The following is a 17,434-nucleotide window of genomic DNA, read 5'->3' on the forward strand; positions in this document are numbered from 1 at the left end:
GTGGCATTCCAGCACAGTGCCGGACCAGCAACAAGGGGCGACACAGGGTAGTTGCAACGGCTACGGAGCGCATCCGGTCACTGACGGTGCGTGCGACCACCCCCCGGGGAAACAGCACCTTTCGGACAGTGGATGTTCGATAGCCTGTGTGGCGAGGTGACGCCGAGTGACAAATTTGTCCGGTCTGCTCCGGTTGTCGCTTTGTCGGACCAGGGCACAATGTCGTAACTGTCGGAACTTCCTGCGCCAAAAGTGAGGAAACTCACAGGTGATCGGGTAGTGCGCAGCGGGTCCGGTGTGGAATGAGATCCTGTTGGTGCAGTTTTGCAGTTTCTGGACAGTCCGACCCCGTCCCCGTTCCGCCCACAGTGAGGTAGTCCGCGTGTCCACCAAGACGACGATGAGCTTCCGTCCGACCGCCAACCCGCGCCGGACGACTCTCGCCTCCCTGCCCGCAGACGGCGCGCCCGCGCTGCGCGCGTCCGCCCAGCAGCAGATCGAGCTGCCGCTGCAGACCGCCAACCCGCGACGCACCAACCTCATGGTCGCCCCGGTCCCCGCGACGGTCTGACCCGCGGCGGCTCCGGACCGCACCGGCCGGACCACGAAGGCCCGGACCACGAAGGCCCTGCCCAGATGGCGCCCACGGCGTTATCGGCAGGGCCTTCGGCGTCCCTGCCGATAGGCTGGCGGGGATCCATCCGCGAGTCCGAGGGGACAGCAGCCACCGTGCGTATCGCCAGGTTTTCCAGCGAGGGGACCGTTTCCTTCGGCGTTGTCGAGGGCGACGCCGCCCAGCCGGAGACGCTCACCCTGCACGTCCTGACCGGCCATCCGTTCGGCGAGCTCCAGCCCACCGGTCAGACCCTGCCCGTCGGCGAGGTCCGGCTGCTGCCGCCGATGCTGCCGAACAAGATCGTGGCGGTCGGCCGCAACTACGCCGCGCACGCCGCCGAACTGGGCCACGAGATCCCCGAGGTCCCGCTCACCTTCTTCAAGCCCTCCACCGCGGTGATCGGCCCCACCGAGAACATCGCCTACCCGCCGTTCTCCTCCGACGTCCAGTACGAGGCCGAGCTGGCCGTGGTGATCGGCCGGATGTGCCGGGAGGTCCCGCACGACCGGGTGTCCGAGGTGATCTTCGGCTACACCTGCGCCAACGACGTGACCGCGCGCGACGTGCAGCAGCGCGAGGGCCAGTGGGCCCGGGCCAAGGGCTTCGACACCTCCTGCCCGCTCGGCCCCTGGATCGAGACCGAGCTGGACCCGGCCGACCTCGCGGTCACCTGCACCGTCAACGGCGAACTGCGGCAGGCCGGGCGCACCTCGCAGATGGTGCGCTCGGTCGCCGACCTGATCGTGCACATCTCCGAGGCCATGACGCTGCTCCCGGGCGACGTCATCCTCACCGGCACCCCCGCGGGTGTCGGACCCCTGAACGTCGGCGACGAGGTCGCCGTCTCCATCGAAGGCATCGGCACTCTCACCAACAGGGTGATCAAGCGTGGCTAACTCCACCAGCGAGCTCGACCCGACCGTCCGGGTCCGCTTCTGTCCCTCCCCGACCGGGAACCCGCACGTCGGCCTGGTCCGCACCGCCCTCTTCAACTGGGCCTTCGCCCGCCACCACGGCGGCACGCTGGTCTTCCGGATCGAGGACACCGACGCGGCCCGCGACTCCGAGGACTCCTACAACCAGCTGCTGGAGGCCATGCGCTGGCTGGGCTTCGACTGGGACGAGGGCCCGGAGGTCGGCGGCCCGCACGCGCCGTACCGGCAGTCGCAGCGGATGGACATCTACGCCGACGTCGCCGCCAGGCTGCTCGACACCGGCCACGCGTACCACTGCTACTGCTCCACCGAGGAGCTCGACGCCCGTCGTGACGCCGCCCGCGCGGCCGGACTCCCGTCCGGCTACGACGGCCACTGCCGGGACCTGAGCGCCGAGCAGGTCGCCGGGTACACGGCGGAGGGGCGCACCCCGATCGTCCGCTTCCGGATGCCCGACCACGCGATCACCTTCACCGACCTGGTGCGCGGCGAGCTGACCTTCACCCCGGACAACGTGCCGGACTACGGCATCGTCCGGGCCAACGGCGCCCCGCTCTACACCCTGGTCAACCCGGTGGACGACGCGCTGATGGGGATCACCCACGTGCTGCGCGGCGAGGACCTGCTCTCCTCCACCCCGCGCCAGATCGCGCTCTACGGCGCGCTGGCCGAGATCGGTGTCGGAGCCGGGCTCACCCCGCGCTTCGGCCACCTCCCCTATGTCATGGGCGAGGGCAACAAGAAGCTGTCCAAGCGCGACCCGCAGGCCTCGCTCAACCTCTACCGCGAGCGCGGCTTCCTGCCCGAGGGTCTGCTCAACTACCTTGCCCTGCTGGGCTGGTCGCTGACCGACGACCGGGACCTGTTCTCCATGGACGAGCTGGTCGCCGCCTTCGACATCGACCGGGTGAACGCCAACCCGGCGCGCTTCGACCTGAAGAAGGCCGAGCACATCAACGCCGAGCACCTGCGTGCGCTGGCGCCCGCCGAGTTCGTCCGCCGGCTGGTCCCGTACCTCACCGCGGCCGGGCTGTTCCCGGCCGAGGGCCCCGGTGACGCGCAGCTCGACCTGCTGATCGCCGCCGCGCCGCTGACCCAGGAGCGGATGGTGGTGCTCGGCGAGGTCGTCGCCATGCTCGGCTTCCTCTTCGTCGCGCCCGAGGACTTCACCCTCGACCCGGCCGACGCGGAGAAGGTGCTCACCGCCGACGCCCGCCCGGTGCTGGAGGCCAGCATCACGGCGCTGACCGCGCTGGAGGGCTTCGACCCCGACGACATCCAGGCCACCCTGCGCGAGGCCCTGGTCGACGGCCTCGGCATCAAGCCCAAGTTCGCCTTCACCCCGCTGCGGGTCGCGGTCACCGGCCGCCGGGTGTCGCCGCCGCTGTTCGAGTCGATGGAACTGCTCGGCCGCGAGGAGACCCTGCGCCGTCTGGGCGCGGCGCTGGAACTGGTGAAAGACTGATCCCCATGGGGATATCGGGCGTGCTCTGGGACATCGACGACACGATCTTCGACTACTCGGGAGCGGAACGCGCCGGAGTCCTGCTGCACCTCACCACCGAGGGCCTGCTCGGCGAGTTCGACTCGCCGGAGCAGGCCCTCGGTCTGTGGACGGAGGACATGGAGGCGGCCTACGCCCGGTTCCTGTCCGGCGAACTGAGCTTCCAGGAGCAGCGCCGGGTCCGGGTCCGCAGCTTCCTGGGCCGGCTGGACCGGCCGGTGCCGGGACGGCGCGCCGCCGACGTCTGGTTCCGGCGCTACGTCCGCTGCTACGAGTCGTACTGGCGGCTGTTCCCCGATGTGGTGCCGGCCCTGGACGCGCTGTCCGACCGCTACGCGCACGGGCTGCTGTCCAACTCCAGCACCCGGCACCAGCACCGCAAGCTCAAGCGGCTGGGCCTGCGGCGCCGTTTCTCCGCGCTGGTCTGTTCCGACGACATCGGCTGCGCCAAGCCCGCCGCCGGGGCCTTCCTGGCCGGCTGCGCCGCCCTCGGCCTGCCCCCGGAGCAGGTCGTCTACGTCGGCGACAAGCTGGACGTCGACGCCCTCGGCGCCAGGGACGCCGGCCTGCACGGCGTCTGGCTGGACCGTGCCGCGCGGGGCACCCAGCCGCCGCCCCCGGGGGTGCACCGCATCAGCACCCTCGCTGAGCTGCCAGGAGTGCTGGAGGTTATCGATTTTGGAGCGGTGCCTCCCATCGGGTAATGTTCTTCTTGTTGCGCCGCCCGGGAGGGACGGGGAGAGAACCAGAAACTCTCACCAAGATCACCTGGACAGCCGATGGGGTATGGTGTAATTGGCAGCACGAGTGATTCTGGTTCATTTAGTCTAGGTTCGAGTCCTGGTACCCCAGCGTAAGATCAAGCCCCCGTTGTGTAGCGGCCTAGCACGCTGCCCTCTCACGGCAGTAGCGCCGGTTCGAATCCGGTCGGGGGTACGCAGTAACACAAGTTGGACACGCCCCCGTTGTGTAGCGGCCTAGCACGCTGCCCTCTCACGGCAGTAGCGCCGGTTCGAATCCGGTCGGGGGTACCAGATCCTTCACCCTCACCATCGGAACGACAATTCTCCGAGGCGAAGAAGCGGGATCACCAAAGCTTGCCCCCGTTGTGTAGCGGCCTAGCACGCTGCCCTCTCACGGCAGTAGCGCCGGTTCGAATCCGGTCGGGGGTACGTGAACCGAAGGCCCCCGGCTCCGCGCCGGGGGCCTTCGGTCGTCTCTCACCCCGCTGCCGCATCCCCGGTAGGGAAACGCGCTCTGATCAGGTAGTGTTCTCCCCGGAGTGTTCACCTGGGTGACCGGTTGAATCCCCTTGGGGTATGGTGTAATTGGCAGCACGGCTGATTCTGGTTCAGTTAGTCTAGGTTCGAGTCCTGGTACCCCAGCGCTAGTACAGAGGCCCGCAAGGGCCTTTTGTCGTTTCGGCGCACATTGTGATCGTGAGAGGCCGGCAGCGGGCATGGCTAAGGGCGCAGCAACAACCAGGGGAAACCGGGCGGCACGGCCGCCCCTGCTGGCGCTGAAGCAGGTCAGCCGCCGCTACGGCGGCCGGATGGCGCTGCAGCCGATTGACCTCGACCTGGCCGCCGGCGAGTGCGTCGCGCTGGTCGGCCACAACGGCTCCGGCAAGTCGACCATGCTGCGGCTGGCGGCCGGCCGGGACACCCCCACCAGCGGCAGCGTCCGGCTGGACGGAACGCCGATGGACGAGAACGACCCCGCGGTCCGCGCCCGGGTCGCCGTGGTCGGGGACCTCTCCGCCTGCTATCCCGATCTGACGGTGCGTGAGCACCTGGCCCTGGTCGCGGTCGCCCACGGCGTGGAGGACCCGCTGCACTGGGTCGACCGCTCGCTCGACGACCGCGGCCTGGCCGAGCACGCCGACGCACTGCCCGACTCGCTCTCCTCGGGCCAGCTCCAGTCGCTGCTGCTGGCCTGCGCCCTGGTCCGGCCGCGCGACCTGCTGATCCTGGACGAGCCCGAGCAGCGGCTCGACCCCGGCGCCCGGCAGAAGCTGGCCGACCTGCTCAGGGCCGAACTCGCCGACGGCGTCGCGGTGCTGCTGGCCACCCACCACCCGGACCTGGCGATGTCGGTGGCGGACCGGGTGGTGCTGCTGGAGGACGGCGTACTGCTGGCCCAGGGCGCACCGCAGGACGTGCTGCCGACCGCCTTCCCGGTCACCGTGGCCGCCCCCGGGCGCACCCGGTGAGCGTGACGGCGGCCTCCGGCGGCGCCACCGCGGACGGGCCCGACGGCGACAGCCAGGACGCCGACAGCCAGGACGCTCAGAGCCAGGACGCCGACCGCCCCGACGCCGGCGGCCCGGTCGAGGACTGGACCGGCGACACCCTGGCGCTGCTGCGCGCCCTGCGCGCACCGCACCGCCGTTCCCGGGCCGGGCAGATCGGCTACGCCGTGTACTGCGGTGTGATGGTGGTCTTCGCCTGGGGCGGGATGTTCTCGCTCGGCCTGTTCACGCATGCCTCGCTGGGCGCGGACTACAGCGGCCACGACCGGCAGCTGCTGGCCGCGCTGCCGTCCGGGGTGACCGCGCTCGGCCTGGGACTGATCCTGGTGGTCGCCAGGGACGCGCTGTGGCGCGGCCCGGTGGTGGCCCCGCGCGCCACCGTCGACTGGCTGCTGGCCCAACCCGTACGTCCGGCCCGGGTGCTGCGGCCCTGGTTCTGGGTGTCCTGCGCGATAGCGCTGGTCCCCGGGGTGCTGGCGGCCGCGGCGGCAGGTGTGGCGATCGGACTGATGGACCGCACCGGCTTCCTGCCCGCCTTCGGCTGGGCGCTGGTCGGCGGGGTCTGCGTACCGCTGCTGGCGACCTCGGCCGCCGTCGCCGTGGAGCGCTTCGCCGGGGCGGCACGCTGGGTGCGCCGGCTCACCCCGGTGCTCGCGGTACTGGTGCTGCTGCTCGCCGTGCAGAGCGTGGCCGCCGGTCTGGGCCACCGGAACACCCTGCTGGAGCGGGCCGAGATGTGGTCCGGCCCCTGGGGCTGGCCCGCGCTGGTCGGGCTCAGCCCCACCTCGGCGGCCGTGGCCGGCGGCCGGCTGGCGCTGCTGCCGCTGCTGCTGCTCACCGTGGCGGCGGTGGCGCTGGCCCACCGGGCCGCCGCCGGGATCCCGCTCACCGTGCTGCGCCAGCGGGCCCGCGCCGCGGCCGGGGTCGCCGCCGCGCTGCGCACCGCCGAACTGCGCTCCGCCCGGCTGGTGCTGGCCCAGGCGGGGCAGCGCTCCCGGCGGATCACGCTGCGGATCCCGCCGCCCACCGTGGCCTGGCTGGCCGTGCCGTGGCGGGACCTGACCGCGCTGCTCCGCGCGCCGTCGCGGTTCGGCCGCGCGGTGCTGTTCGCCGCGCCCGCGCTGCTGCTCGCCGACCCCGCCGCGAAGGCCGGCGGTGCGGACCGGGTGCTGCTCACCGCGCTCGCGGCGGCCCTCGGCTACCTGGCCGCGGCACAGCTCGCCGAGCCCGCCCGGGTCGAGGCCGACGACCCCCGCCGGGCCGGCTGGTCGCCGTACCCGTACGGGCAGCTGATGCTGCGTCATGCCGTGGTCCCGGCGCTGGCCTCGGTGCTGTTCGGGGTGGTCGGCGCGGCTCTCGCGACGCTGCTCGGCGCGGGTGCCGCGGTGTGGTGCGCGCCGCTGGCGGCGCTGCCGATGACGGCGGCGGCGATGGTCAACGCCTGCCGCGGGCCGTCCCGCCAGGAACTGATGTACACCCCCGGCGGGGGCGGCGGCATGGGCCCGTTCCTCTTCCTGGCCTGGTACGCGGCCGGCCCGGTCATCCTGGTCCCGGCGCTTGCCTTCGCCCTGGGATCCGGGGCGGCTCTCGCGGTCTGCTGGTGCCTGCTGCTGACCGCGGTGCTGCTGTACTGGGCCTACCAGCGGGCGCTGACGCTGTCCGGCCGGCACCGTCCCAAGGACTAGCGGGTCCGGCTTCGGCGGTCCGCCCGGCTCGGCGCCGGCGCTCGTGCGCGCACCGGAGGATGGCCTATTCTTCCATCGTGTGACAGTAGATGCCGCCACGTCCGAGGGTCGAATACCCACACTGAACAGCACCCCGGTCTCTTCGGCAGCCACCGGCCCGCGTGTCCGCACCCGGCCGTCGCTGCGGGTCGCCGCGCCCGCGCTGCTGGCCTACGCCGCGGTCCGCCTGGTCGGCCTGCTGATCGCCGCGCTGTACGGGTCGGCGCACCAGACCACCATGCTGAACCGGCTGGGCAGCTTCTGGGACGCGGGCTGGTACGTCCGCATCGTGCAGACCGGGTACTCGGTCGGCGACGGTTTCATCGGCAACTACGGCATCCCCTACTCCCCGCGGGCCTTCTTCCCACTGTTCCCCTGGCTCGCCGATCCACTGAACCGGATCCTGGGCCTCACCCCCGGCACCGCGCTGGTGCTGGTGTCCTGCCTGGCCGGACTGGCCGCGGCCTGGGGCGTCTACGCCGTCGCCGATCTGGTGCACGGACGGCGCGCCGGTGTCATCGCCGCCGTGCTCTGGGGGGTGCTGCCGCTGGCGATCCTGGAGAACGCGGCCTACTCCGAGGCGCTGTTCACCGCCTTCGCCGCCTGGACCCTGTACGCGGTGCTGGCCCGGAACTGGATCTGGGCCGGGGCCCTGTGCGTGCTCACCGGGCTGACCCGGCCGAGCGCGATGGCGGTGACCGCCGCGGTGGCCGTGGCCGCGCTGGTGGAGCTCTACCGGATCCGGCGCGGCAGGGTCACCGACGTGCACTGGTCCCGGCCGCTGCTGGCCGGGCTGGCCTCGCCGCTGGGCTGGGGCGGCTACATGCTCTACGTGGGCTGGACCCAGGGCTCGCTGACCGGCTACCTGCACATCCAGAAGGCGTGGAACTCCAGCTTCGACGGCGGGGTCTCCACCCTGCACTGGTTCAACCAGGTGCTGCTGAGCGGCCAGGCCGAGTCGCTGTCCAACGTGGTCGAGGCGCTGACCGTGATCGGTTACCTGGTGCTCTTCGCGATCACGCTGGTGCACCGGCAGCCGGTCGCGCTGATGGTCTACAGCGCCTGCCTGCTGGTCATCTCGCTCGGCAACGGCTCGCCCTACCCCCCGTTGGCCCGCTTCCTGCTCCCCGCCTTCCCGCTGCTGTTCCCGCTGGCGGCGGCACTGGCCCGGAGCCGGTCCTGGTGGACCCTGTGGGTGGTGCTGGGGGCCTCGGCCCTGGTCTCCGGTGTCTACGGCATCGACGTGCTCTACCTGGCCACCCAGCCGTAACGCCGGCTGCGGCCCGAGGGGCCGGTCCGGTCCGCCGCCGGTGCGCCAGCACGGCCGGGAGCCGCCGCGGGACGTCCCGCGGCGGCTCCCGGCCGTTGTCGAGCGCTTCCGGCCCGGTCAGGCGCGGCGCAGCGCCTCGGTGAGGCGGCCGGCGGCCTCGATGATGGCCTGGGCGTGCAGCCGGCCGGGGTGGCGCGAGAGCCGCTCGATCGGTCCGGAGACCGAGACGGCGGCGACCACCCGGTTGGACGGGCCGCGGACCGGCGCGGAGACCGAGGCGACGCCGGGCTCGCGCTCGCCGATCGACTGGGCCCAGCCGCGGCGGCGGACGCCGGACAGGGCGGTCGCGGTGAAGCGGGCGCCCTGCAGGCCGCGGTGCAGCCGCTCCGGCTCCTCCCAGGCGAGCAGCACCTGCGCGGCCGAGCCGGCCTTCATCGGCAGGGTGCTGCCGACCGGCACGGTGTCCCGCAGGCCGGAGAGCCGCTCCGCCGCCGCCACGCAGATGCGCAGATCGCCCTGACGGCGGTAGAGCTGCGCGCTCTCGCCGGTGACGTCGCGCAGGTGGGTGAGCACCGGCCCGGCCGTCGCCAGCAGCCGGTCCTCGCCGGCCGCCGCGGAGAGCTCGGAGAGTCGTGGGCCGAGGATGAATCTGCCCTGCATGTCACGGGTGACCAGGCGGTGGTGTTCGAGTGCCACGGCCAGTCGGTGCGCGGTGGGCCGCGCCAGTCCGGTGGCGGCCACCAGGCCGGCCAGGGTTGCGGGGCCTGACTCCAGCGCGCTCAGCACCAGAGCAGCCTTGTCGAGAACGCCGACGCCACTAGAGTTGTCCATGCCCTGATATTGCAGTCTCAGATGACGAGACGCAAGTTCAATCTTCTGGGATCTGCGCCACTCTGGGATCAGCAGCCCCTGGAAGCAGCCGGAGACGGCGGTGCCGGGCGGCCGAATCGACACGTAGACCGACGCGCAGCCGGTCGGAGGGATTGTGATGGGACGCACACTCGCGGAGAAGGTCTGGGACGACCATGTCGTCAGGCGCGCCGAGGGCGAGCCGGACCTCCTCTTCATCGATCTGCACCTGCTGCACGAGGTGACCAGCCCGCAGGCCTTCGACGGGCTGCGGCTGGCCGGGCGCCCGGTCCGCCGTACCGATCTGACCATCGCCACCGAGGACCACAACACCCCCACGCTGGACATCGACAAGCCGATCGCGGACCCGGTCTCCCGGGTGCAGCTGGAGACGCTGCGCGCCAACTGCGCCGAGTTCGGCGTCCGGCTGCACTCGCTGGGCGACGTCGAGCAGGGCGTCGTCCACGTCGTCGGCCCGCAGCTGGGGCTGACCCAGCCGGGCACCACGGTCGTCTGCGGTGACTCGCACACCTCCACCCACGGCGCCTTCGGCGCGCTGGCGTTCGGCATCGGCACCAGCCAGGTCGAGCATGTGCTGGCGACCCAGACGCTGCCGCTGGCCCCATTCAAGACCATGGCTATCACGGTCGAGGGCGAGCTGCCCGACGGAGTCACCGCCAAGGACCTGATCCTGGCCGTGATCGCCAGGATCGGCACCGGCGGCGGCCAGGGGTACGTCCTGGAGTACCGCGGCTCGGCGATCCGGGGTCTGTCCATGGAGGCCCGGATGACCGTCTGCAACATGTCCATCGAGGCCGGGGCCCGGGCCGGGATGATCGCCCCGGACGAGACCACCTTCGCCTACCTGGAGGGCCGCGACCACGCCCCGAGCGGCGATGACTGGGACGCCGCGGTGGCGTACTGGAAGACCCTGGCCACCGACGGGGACGCGGTGTTCGACGCCGAGGTGTTCATCGACGCCTCCGAGCTCAGCCCGTTCGTGACCTGGGGCACCAACCCCGGCCAGGGCGCCCCGCTGAGCAGCGACGTCCCCGACCCGGCCGCGTTCGAGGACCCGCAGGAGCGCATCGCCGCCGAGAACGCGCTGCGCTACATGGGCCTGACCGCCGGCACCCCGCTGCGCGAGGTCCGGGTCGACGCGGTGTTCGTCGGCTCCTGCACCAACGGCCGGATCGAGGACCTGCGCGCCGCCGCCGCGATCGTCGAGGGCCGCAAGGTCGCCGACGGCGTGCGGATGCTGGTCGTCCCGGGCTCGGTCCGGGTCGCGCTGCAGGCGATCGAGGAGGGCCTGGACCAGGTGTTCACCGCCGCCGGTGCCGAGTGGCGGCACGCGGGCTGCTCGATGTGCCTGGGCATGAACCCGGACCAGCTGGCCCCGGGCGAGCGCTGCGCCTCCACCTCCAACCGCAACTTCGAGGGACGGCAGGGCAAGGGCGGACGCACCCACCTGGTCTCCCCGCAGGTGGCGGCCGCCACCGCCGTGCTGGGCCGGCTGGCCTCGCCGGCCGACCTGTCCGACGACCACGCTTCCAGCCAGCACAGCACCGTGGAGGTCTGAGCATCATGGAGAAGTTCACCACCCACACCGGCCGTGCGGTCCCGCTGCGCCGCAGCAACGTGGACACCGACCAGATCATCCCGGCGCACTGGCTGAAGAAGGTCACCCGCAGCGGTTTTGAGGACGGCCTGTTCGAGGCCTGGCGCAAGGATGACGCCTTCGTGCTCAACCAGCCGCAGTACGCGGGCGCTTCGGTGCTGGTCACCGGCCCCGAGTTCGGCACCGGCTCGTCCCGTGAGCACGCCGTCTGGGCGCTGCAGAACTACGGTTTCCAGGCCGTGATCTCGTCCCGCTTCGCCGACATCTTCCGGGGCAACTCGCTCAAGAACGGGCTGCTGACGGTCATCCTGCCGCAGGAGACCGTGGAGCGGCTGTGGGCCCTGGTCGAGGCCGACCCCAGCGCCGAGATCACCGTGGACCTGGAGGCCCGCGAGGTCCGCGCCGAGGGCGTCAATGCGCCGTTCGAGCTGGACGAGAACGTCCGTTGGCGGTTGCTGAACGGCCTGGACGACATCAGCATCACGCTGCGGCAGGAGGACGAGATCGCCGCCTACGAGGCGACCCGTCCCAGCTTCAAGCCCCGTACCACGCCTGTCGGCTGACGCGGCTTCGACTGCCCGGCCGCACGGCCCCCTGATCCGGTCCCGAGACCGGATCAGGGGGCCGTTGTCGTGGGCCTGGTGACTCTGTGTAAGGTCGAACTGGGGCTCCGGGCGGCGCAACTCACCGCAGATGGCACAATCAGTACATGAGCCCGACCGACCGACCCGTCAGCGAACCCGATCCGGGCGAGCCGGTGGAGGCGGACCTGGTCGAGCTCTACGCGCTGGTCGCGGCGCGGCTGAAGGAGGCGCACGCCCGGGTGCGAGCACTCGACGTGTCGGAGCCAACGCGGGCCGCGCTGACCCGTTCGTTGCTCTTGGTGACCGAAGCGGCGAAGCGCGATCTCCCGGAGGCCGCAAGGAGGTTGGCCCGATTCACGGACGAGCTGGACAGCGGGTCGCTCCCGTTGGCACCAAAGCCCTGAAAGCCGAATCCATTGCGACACAAGGGTGATTCGCTCGTTTGGTATTTGAAATGGCGTATATACGCGCCTAACGTGCGAAAAGTCCGGATCGAAACAGAATCATCCGGGCCTCGGTTTTCGAAGGGGAAGACGTGAACAAGGCGCAGCTTGTTGAAGCGGTGGCCGAGCAGCTGGGTGGCCGTCGCGCCGCCGCAGAAGCAGTGGATGCTGTGCTCGACACCATCGTCCGTGCGGTGACCGCGGGAGACCGGGTCTCCGTCACGGGGTTCGGCACGTTCGAGAAGGTGGACCGCTCCGCGCGGTTCGCCCGCAACCCGCAGACGGGTGAGCGGGTCAAGGTCAAGAAGACCGCGGTGCCGCGGTTCCGTCCCGGTCAGGGCTTCAAGGACCTGGTCAGCGGCTCCAAGAAGCTTCCGAAGACCGGCCCGTCGGTCAAGAAGGCCCCCAAGGGCTCGCTGACCCCGGGCAAGAGCGGGATGGTGGCCCCGGCCGGCTCCCCGGCGGCGAAGAAGGCGGCCGCGGCGGCCAAGAAGACCACCGCCAAGAAGGCCACGGCGACGGTGAAGAAGGCGGCGGCGGTCAAGAAGACCGCCGCGGTGAAGGCGACCGCGGTCAAGACCACGGCTGCCAAGAAGACCACCGCCGCCAAGACCGCCCCGGCCAAGAAGGCCGCCACCGCGAAGAAGACCTCCGCGGCGGTCAAGTCCCCGGCCAAGAAGACGGTCACCGCAGCGGCGACCCGTCCGGCGGCCAAGAAGGCCACCACGGCGACGGCGGCGGCGAAGAAGACCGCCGCCAAGAAGGCCACCGCCGCCACCGGCACCGCCACGGCGGCCAAGAAGACCACGGCGAAGAAGGCCCCCGCGAAGCGCGTGGCCAAGTCGTAGTCGAGCCGGTGCAGGACCGTTCCACCGCAGGGCGCTGGCATGCGGGCCGGACCCGGGATCCCCGGGCCCGGCCCGTACGTCGTTCCGGGAAAGCCGCCCGGCGCTAGAAGGTCTGCAGGGTCACCAGGACCACGCGGCGGTCCGCCCCCTGGCCCTCGGTCTCGATCCTGACCCGCTGGCCGGGCCGCAGCAGCCGCAGGCCGCCGGCGTCGAACGCGGCGGCGTCGAAGGGCAGCGGGGTGCCGTCGTCGAGCAGCACGGAGCCCGCACGGGTCTCGGGCGAGTAGGTGAACGCGGTGGCCTGCATGCCCAGCAGCTTAGCCCGCCGCCCGGCTGGCACTCAGGTGCTGAGGGCGGCGGCCGCCAGTGCCGAGGTGTGCGGGCCGGCGCCGAGGGCCAGCGCGGCACGGAGGTCGTCCGGGGTGTCCACGTCCCGGCGCACCGAGGGGACCTCGCGCAGCGTCAGCTCGTACGCGCCGGAGGCCGCGTGGCGCAGCCGTGACTCGCCCTCGAAGCGCGGGTCGAGCGCGTTGCCCGGTGCGGCGGAGAGCAGCGTGGTGCCGACCCGCTGGGTGTCCGCCAGGAAGGCCCTGGGCCGTGCGGCGGCGGCCCGCAGCACCAGCTGGAGTTCGGCCGGCCGCAGTGCCGGCAGGTCGGCGGAGATGGCGGCCACCCAGTCGGCCCGGTGCCGGGCCCTGGCCACCGCGGCCCCGTGCGCCAGCGCGGCGTTCAGCCCGCCCTCCGGCTCGTCGGCCAGTACCAGCGCCCCGGCGGCCGCCAGCGCGGCACCGGCCCGCTGATCCCGCGTCACCACCAGGACCCGCGCCACGCCCGGCGTCCGCAGCGCCGCGGCGACCGTGTCCAGCGCGAAGGCCAGCGCCAGTTCGGGCCGCAGCGGACCGACCGCCGCGGCCAGTCTGCTCTTGGCGAGCGCGGGCGGTTTCAGCGGCAGCAGCAGGGTGAACGCGGGCGGTACGGTCGCAGACGAGGGGGCCACGGACCGCATTCTGCCGGTTCGGGGAGGGGTGCCTCGACAGCCCGAAGAGGGCCGGGGGACACTTGTGCGGTCCGGAAGACGAGGAATTCCGCAGGGATTCGGCTGAGGAGGAGTGCACGTGCCCGGCAGCAGCACCAGGGCGGCGCGCCGCAAGTACGGTTTCTGGTACCGCCTCGCGGCCGCCATCGGAAAGCCTCCGCTCTTCCTGCTGACCAGGCGCGACTGGCGTGGAATGGAGAACTTCCCGGCCACGGGCGGGTTCATCACCGCGGTCAACCACAACTCCTACCTGGACCCGCTGGTCTACGGCCACTACCAGTACGACTCCGGCCGTCCGGCCCGGTTCCTGGGCAAGGCCGGGGTGTTCAAGGTGCCGGTCATCGGCCGGATCCTGCACGGAGCGGGCCAGATTCCGGTGTACCGGGGCTCCGCCGACGCGTCCAACGCGTTCCGGGCCGCCGTGGACGCCGTCAACCGGGGCGAGTGCGTCGCCTTCTACCCCGAGGGCACGCTCACCCGCGATCCCGACTTCTGGCCGATGACCGCGAAGACCGGCGCCGCCCGGGTCGCGCTGATGACCGGCGCGCCGGTGATCCCGGTGGCCCAGTGGGGGGCACACGAGATCATTCCCCGCTACGCCAAGGGCGGCCGGGGCGACCGCAGGTTCCAGCCCTTCCCCCGGCACACCGTGCACGTGCTGGCCGGACCGCCGGTCGACCTCAGCGCGTTCGAGGGCAAGCCGCTGACCGCGGCGGTGCTGCGGGAGGCCACCGAGGTCATCATGGACGCCATCACCGCGCTGCTGGAGGAGTTGCGTGGGGAGAAGGCCCCTCCCGTACGCTTCGACGTGCAGCGCGCCGCTGCCGAACAGCGCAAGGAGAGGGAGGCCGGTCGGTGACGACCCGTTGTGCCGTCTTTGGAGCCGGGTCCTGGGGCACCGCCTTCGCCATGATCCTGGCCGACGCCGGCTGCGAGGTGTCGCTGTGGCACCGCCGTCCCGAGCTGGTCGACGCGATCAACCGCACCCGTTCCAACCCGGACTACTTCCCGGACCTGGAGCTGCCGCCCGGGGTGACCGCGACCAACGACCCGGCCGAGGCCGCCGCCGGCGCCGAGTTCGCGGTGCTGACGGTGCCCTCGCAGACGCTGCGCGCCAACCTGACCGCCTGGGCCGGGGTGATCGACCCGGGGACGGTGCTGGTCAGCCTGATGAAGGGGGTCGAGCTCGGCACCGCCAAGCTGATGAGCGAGGTCATCGCCGAGGTCGTCGGCGCCGGTCCGGAGCGGATCGCCGTGGTGTCAGGACCCAACCTGGCCGGGGAGATCGTCCGCCGCCAGCCCGCCGCCGGGGTCGTGGCCTGCCAGGACGAGCAGGTCGCCAAGCGGCTGCAGGCGGCCTGCCACACCGGCTACTACCGCCCGTACACCAACGCCGACGTGGTCGGCTGCGAGCTGGGCGGCGCGGTGAAGAACGTGATCGGCCTCGCGGTCGGGATCGCCGACGGCATGGGCCTGGGCGACAACACCAAGGCGTCGCTGATAACCCGCGGACTCGCCGAGACCACCCGGCTCGGGCTGGCCATGGGCGCGGACCCGTACACCTTCGCGGGCCTGGCCGGGATGGGCGACCTGGTCGCCACCTGCTCCTCGCCGCTGTCGCGGAACCACACCTTCGGCACCAACCTGGGCCGGGGGATGACCCTGCAGGAGACCATCGCGGCCACCAAGCAGACCGCGGAGGGCGTCAAGTCCTGCGAGTCGGTGCTGGATCTGGCGCGTCGGCACGGTGTCGACATGCCGATCACCGAGACGGTCGTGGACATCGTGCACGGGGGCAAGCCGCCGCAGGTCGCGGTGAAGGAACTGATGTCCCGCTCGGCGAAACCGGAACGCCGCTGAGCGGATCGGCCCCGCCCGATCGGCAACCGAACGGACCGAACGGTAGTCTCCATCGGGATATGAGCACTCAGCCAACATCCCCAGAGTCCGCAGTCTCCCCCGGCCCCGCTGCCGCCTCGGGCGCTGCGCGCAAGCCGCGCGTCGCGATCCTCTTCGGCGGACGCAGCTCCGAGCACGCCATCTCCGTGTCCACCGCCGGAAGCGTCCTGCGCGCGATCGACCGCTCGGCCTACGAGGTGCTGCCGATCGGCATCACCACCGACGGCCGCTGGGCGCTCACCGCCGACGAGCCGGCCCGGATGGCGATCACCGACGGGAGGCTCCCCAGCGTCGAGCAGATCGCCGAGTCCGCCGAGGGCCAGGTCACCCTGCCGGTCAACCCGGTGCAGCGCGGTGAGGTGGTCTACACCGAGCCCGGCGCGGTGCCCAAGGCGCTGGGCGAGGTCGACGTCGTCCTGCCGCTGCTGCACGGCCCCTGGGGCGAGGACGGCACCGTCCAGGGCCTGCTGGAGCTCTCCGGGGTGCCGTACGTCGGCTCCGGCGTGCTGTCCAGCGCGGTCGGCATGGACAAGGAGTACACCAAGCGGGTGCTCACCTCCTTCGGCCTGCCGGTCGGCCCGTACACCGTGGTCCGGCCGCGCGAGTGGGCCGACGAGGCGGCCCGTCCGGCCGTGCTGGCGCGGATCGCCGAACTGGGCTTCCCGGTGTTCGTGAAGCCGTGCCGGGCCGGGTCCAGCATCGGCATCACCCGGGTCACCGACCCGGCGGACCTTGCCGCGGCCATCGACGAGGCCCGCCGGCACGACCCCAAGGTGATCGTCGAGGCCGGTCTGGTCGGCCGTGAACTGGAGTGCGGCGTCCTGGAGTTCGAGGACGGCCCGAGGGCCAGCCTGCCGGCCGAGGTGCTGGTCGGCGCGGGCTACGACTTCTACGACTTCGAGGCCAAGTACATCGACTCCAGCGAGGTGCGGATCCCCGCCGCGCTCACCGGGGACGAGACCGCGCGGCTGCGGGTCCTCGCCGTCGAGGTGTTCGAGGCGCTGGCCTGCGAGGGCCTGGCCCGGGTGGACGTCTTCCTGCTGGAGGACGGCTCGTTCGTGGTCAACGAGATCAACACCATGCCCGGGTTCACCCCGATCTCCGCGTTTCCGCGGATGTGGGAGGCCACCGGGATCCCCTACCCGGAGCTGATCGACCGTCTGATCCAGGCAGCGCTCCAGCGCTCAACCGGACTGCGCTAGAGCGAGCACAACGGGGTCGCGGGGCTCTGCTTGATCAACTGCGCGCGCTGCCAGCCCTCTACGGAGGTGCATGGTTGGCAGCGCAGTTCCTCGCGCCCCCAGGTGTCAGGAGCAGTCGAAGCGGCGCGACACGTCGGCCGGGTCGGTCTTCAGGACCGGCCCGGTCAGGGCCGAGAGCGGTGACTCCTGGCCGTGGTACGCCCCGGGGACGTCCACCTCGACGAAGGCCTGCTGCTTCACCGTGGTGAAGCGGTAGCCGCCGCCGGAGGTCTGTTCGGAGACCCAGCACAGGCCGTTGACGTCCAGCGCCGCCGAGTTCTGGCCGAGCGGGTCGTAGCCGGACGAGTTGGGATCCATCACCCCGGGCAGGCCCACCCCGCAGCGCAGCGTGATCGCCGGGTCGCCCCAGGCGGCGGTGGTGCCGGTGGCCGGGGTGACCTCCCGGCGAGCCCTGCCCTGCAGCGTCCGGGGCAGGGCCTGCTGCAGCGCCGCGCACTGCGCGGCGGCGCTGCCGGTGGGAGCGGGCGCCGCGACCCGCACGCTGCCGCTGCCGTCGCCGGAGCATCCCGACAGCAGCAGCGACGTCACCAGCAGCGCCGACACCAGGGCGGTCGCGGGCGCGACGACGCGTCGCGTGGACTTTGTGCTCACCACG

At 71.9% G+C, this 17,434-nt stretch carries 18 protein-coding genes and 5 tRNA genes; 19 read left to right on the plus strand and 4 right to left on the minus strand.

Translation table 11 applies throughout. The features are described from left to right. Positions 1 to 382 precede the first annotated feature (382 nt). The 12 genes from ABH925_RS08990 (at position 383) to ABH925_RS09045 (ending at position 8,300) form a co-directional block, all read left to right on the plus strand. Positions 383 to 571, plus strand: a complete 189-nt coding sequence (locus ABH925_RS08990; protein ID WP_370146687.1) for a hypothetical protein — start codon at positions 383 to 385, stop codon at positions 569 to 571. 158 nt (positions 572 to 729) lie between these two features. Further along, entirely contained in the window at positions 730 to 1,512 is a 783-nt protein-coding gene (locus tag ABH925_RS08995; protein WP_370146689.1) for a fumarylacetoacetate hydrolase family protein, read from the plus strand. Then, positions 1,505 to 3,016 (plus strand): glutamate--tRNA ligase, encoded by a 1,512-nt coding sequence (gene gltX, locus ABH925_RS09000; RefSeq protein ID WP_370146691.1) that lies wholly within the window; start codon positions 1,505 to 1,507, stop codon positions 3,014 to 3,016. Before ABH925_RS08995 ends, gltX begins: the two co-directional genes overlap by 8 nt. 5 nt (positions 3,017 to 3,021) lie before the next feature. Continuing rightward, positions 3,022 to 3,759, plus strand: a complete 738-nt coding sequence (locus ABH925_RS09005; protein WP_370146693.1) for an HAD family hydrolase — start codon at positions 3,022 to 3,024, stop codon at positions 3,757 to 3,759. A 76-nt stretch (positions 3,760 to 3,835) separates the two neighbouring features. Further along, positions 3,836 to 3,907, plus strand: a tRNA-Gln gene (locus tag ABH925_RS09010). 11 nt (positions 3,908 to 3,918) lie between these two features. Beyond that, positions 3,919 to 3,991: transfer RNA gene (locus tag ABH925_RS09015), tRNA-Glu, on the plus strand. 22 nt (positions 3,992 to 4,013) lie between these two features. After that, a tRNA-Glu gene (locus tag ABH925_RS09020) sits at positions 4,014 to 4,089 on the plus strand. A 65-nt stretch (positions 4,090 to 4,154) separates the two neighbouring features. Next, positions 4,155 to 4,227 (plus strand) — tRNA-Glu (locus ABH925_RS09025). Positions 4,228 to 4,368: 141 nt separating this feature from the next. Further along, a tRNA-Gln gene (locus ABH925_RS09030) sits at positions 4,369 to 4,440 on the plus strand. Positions 4,441 to 4,514: 74 nt separating this feature from the next. Next, a complete protein-coding gene (locus tag ABH925_RS09035; protein ID WP_370146696.1) occupies positions 4,515 to 5,267 on the plus strand; it encodes an ABC transporter ATP-binding protein in 753 nt (250 codons plus the stop codon). Continuing rightward, positions 5,264 to 6,991 (plus strand): hypothetical protein, encoded by a 1,728-nt coding sequence (locus ABH925_RS09040; RefSeq protein ID WP_370146699.1) that lies wholly within the window; start codon positions 5,264 to 5,266, stop codon positions 6,989 to 6,991. The genes ABH925_RS09035 and ABH925_RS09040 overlap by 4 nt, the downstream gene beginning before the upstream one ends. A 79-nt stretch (positions 6,992 to 7,070) precedes the next feature. Beyond that, positions 7,071 to 8,300 (plus strand): glycosyltransferase family 39 protein, encoded by a 1,230-nt coding sequence (locus ABH925_RS09045; RefSeq protein ID WP_370146701.1) that lies wholly within the window; start codon positions 7,071 to 7,073, stop codon positions 8,298 to 8,300. 117 nt (positions 8,301 to 8,417) lie between these two features. Here the strand turns inward: ABH925_RS09045 and ndgR are convergent, their stop codons facing one another. Then, positions 8,418 to 9,131, minus strand: coding sequence for an IclR family transcriptional regulator NdgR (ndgR, locus tag ABH925_RS09050; protein ID WP_030263993.1), 714 nt, complete (start codon positions 9,129 to 9,131; stop codon positions 8,418 to 8,420). Between the two features lie 157 nt (positions 9,132 to 9,288). Here ndgR and leuC point away from each other — a divergent pair, with 157 nt between their 5' ends. From leuC to ABH925_RS09070, 4 genes are all read left to right on the plus strand, one after another. Further along, positions 9,289 to 10,728 carry a 3-isopropylmalate dehydratase large subunit gene (leuC, locus tag ABH925_RS09055; RefSeq protein WP_370146702.1) on the plus strand — a complete coding sequence of 480 codons (1,440 nt, stop codon included), beginning with the start codon at positions 9,289 to 9,291 and terminating at the stop codon, positions 10,726 to 10,728. 5 nt (positions 10,729 to 10,733) lie between these two features. Continuing rightward, on the plus strand, positions 10,734 to 11,330 hold the full coding sequence (gene leuD, locus ABH925_RS09060; protein ID WP_370146703.1) for a 3-isopropylmalate dehydratase small subunit: 597 nt from the start codon (positions 10,734 to 10,736) through the stop codon (positions 11,328 to 11,330). Positions 11,331 to 11,476: 146 nt separating this feature from the next. Next, complete coding sequence (locus ABH925_RS09065) at positions 11,477 to 11,755, plus strand: hypothetical protein (protein WP_370146704.1); 279 nt, start codon at positions 11,477 to 11,479, stop codon at positions 11,753 to 11,755. A gap of 131 nt (positions 11,756 to 11,886) precedes the next feature. Next, entirely contained in the window at positions 11,887 to 12,642 is a 756-nt protein-coding gene (locus ABH925_RS09070; RefSeq protein WP_370146705.1) for an HU family DNA-binding protein, read from the plus strand. Positions 12,643 to 12,745: 103 nt separating this feature from the next. On the opposite strand, the gene ABH925_RS09075 is transcribed toward ABH925_RS09070, so the two are convergent. Both ABH925_RS09075 and cofC read right to left on the minus strand, forming a co-directional pair. Then, positions 12,746 to 12,949 (minus strand): hypothetical protein, encoded by a 204-nt coding sequence (locus tag ABH925_RS09075; RefSeq protein WP_370146706.1) that lies wholly within the window; start codon positions 12,947 to 12,949, stop codon positions 12,746 to 12,748. Positions 12,950 to 12,982: 33 nt separating this feature from the next. Next, the gene (cofC, locus tag ABH925_RS09080; RefSeq protein ID WP_370146707.1) at positions 12,983 to 13,648 is read right to left on the minus strand and encodes a 2-phospho-L-lactate guanylyltransferase; all 666 of its coding nucleotides are present in this window, start codon (positions 13,646 to 13,648) and stop codon (positions 12,983 to 12,985) included. A gap of 109 nt (positions 13,649 to 13,757) precedes the next feature. On the opposite strand from cofC, the gene ABH925_RS09085 reads away from it, so the two are divergent. From ABH925_RS09085 to ABH925_RS09095, 3 genes are read left to right on the plus strand one after another with little or no spacing between them, the layout of a single operon-like run. Next, positions 13,758 to 14,537 (plus strand): lysophospholipid acyltransferase family protein, encoded by a 780-nt coding sequence (locus ABH925_RS09085; protein WP_370146709.1) that lies wholly within the window; start codon positions 13,758 to 13,760, stop codon positions 14,535 to 14,537. After that, positions 14,534 to 15,538: an NAD(P)H-dependent glycerol-3-phosphate dehydrogenase gene (locus ABH925_RS09090; RefSeq protein WP_370146711.1), complete on the plus strand. Its 1,005-nt coding sequence runs from the start codon at positions 14,534 to 14,536 to the stop codon at positions 15,536 to 15,538. Before ABH925_RS09085 ends, ABH925_RS09090 begins: the two co-directional genes overlap by 4 nt. A 59-nt stretch (positions 15,539 to 15,597) precedes the next feature. Further along, positions 15,598 to 16,779 carry a D-alanine--D-alanine ligase family protein gene (locus ABH925_RS09095; RefSeq protein WP_370146713.1) on the plus strand — a complete coding sequence of 394 codons (1,182 nt, stop codon included), beginning with the start codon at positions 15,598 to 15,600 and terminating at the stop codon, positions 16,777 to 16,779. A gap of 105 nt (positions 16,780 to 16,884) precedes the next feature. Here the strand turns inward: ABH925_RS09095 and ABH925_RS09100 are convergent, their stop codons facing one another. Then, positions 16,885 to 17,430, minus strand: a complete 546-nt coding sequence (locus tag ABH925_RS09100) for a DUF3515 family protein (RefSeq protein ID WP_370146714.1) — start codon at positions 17,428 to 17,430, stop codon at positions 16,885 to 16,887. Positions 17,431 to 17,434 lie beyond the last annotated feature (4 nt).

This window comes from Streptacidiphilus sp. EB129 (genome assembly GCF_041262645.1).
Taxonomy (GTDB): Bacteria; Actinomycetota; Actinomycetes; order Streptomycetales; family Streptomycetaceae; genus Streptacidiphilus.

What these genes read in the sequence shown, in the direction of transcription:
- ABH925_RS09005 (WP_370146693.1), top strand. Translation starts at nt 3,022, where the DNA reads ATGGGGATATCGGGCGTGCTCTGGGACATCGACGACACGATCTTCGAC.
- ABH925_RS09035 (WP_370146696.1), top strand. Translation starts at nt 4,515, where the DNA reads ATGGCTAAGGGCGCAGCAACAACCAGGGGAAACCGGGCGGCACGGCCG.
- ndgR (WP_030263993.1), bottom strand. Translation starts at nt 9,131, where the DNA reads ATGGACAACTCTAGTGGCGTCGGCGTTCTCGACAAGGCTGCTCTGGTG.
- leuC (WP_370146702.1), top strand. Translation starts at nt 9,289, where the DNA reads ATGGGACGCACACTCGCGGAGAAGGTCTGGGACGACCATGTCGTCAGG.
- leuD (WP_370146703.1), top strand. Translation starts at nt 10,734, where the DNA reads ATGGAGAAGTTCACCACCCACACCGGCCGTGCGGTCCCGCTGCGCCGC.
- ABH925_RS09065 (WP_370146704.1), top strand. Translation starts at nt 11,477, where the DNA reads ATGAGCCCGACCGACCGACCCGTCAGCGAACCCGATCCGGGCGAGCCG.
- ABH925_RS09075 (WP_370146706.1), bottom strand. Translation starts at nt 12,949, where the DNA reads ATGCAGGCCACCGCGTTCACCTACTCGCCCGAGACCCGTGCGGGCTCC.
- cofC (WP_370146707.1), bottom strand. Translation starts at nt 13,648, where the DNA reads ATGCGGTCCGTGGCCCCCTCGTCTGCGACCGTACCGCCCGCGTTCACC.
- ABH925_RS09095 (WP_370146713.1), top strand. Translation starts at nt 15,598, where the DNA reads ATGAGCACTCAGCCAACATCCCCAGAGTCCGCAGTCTCCCCCGGCCCC.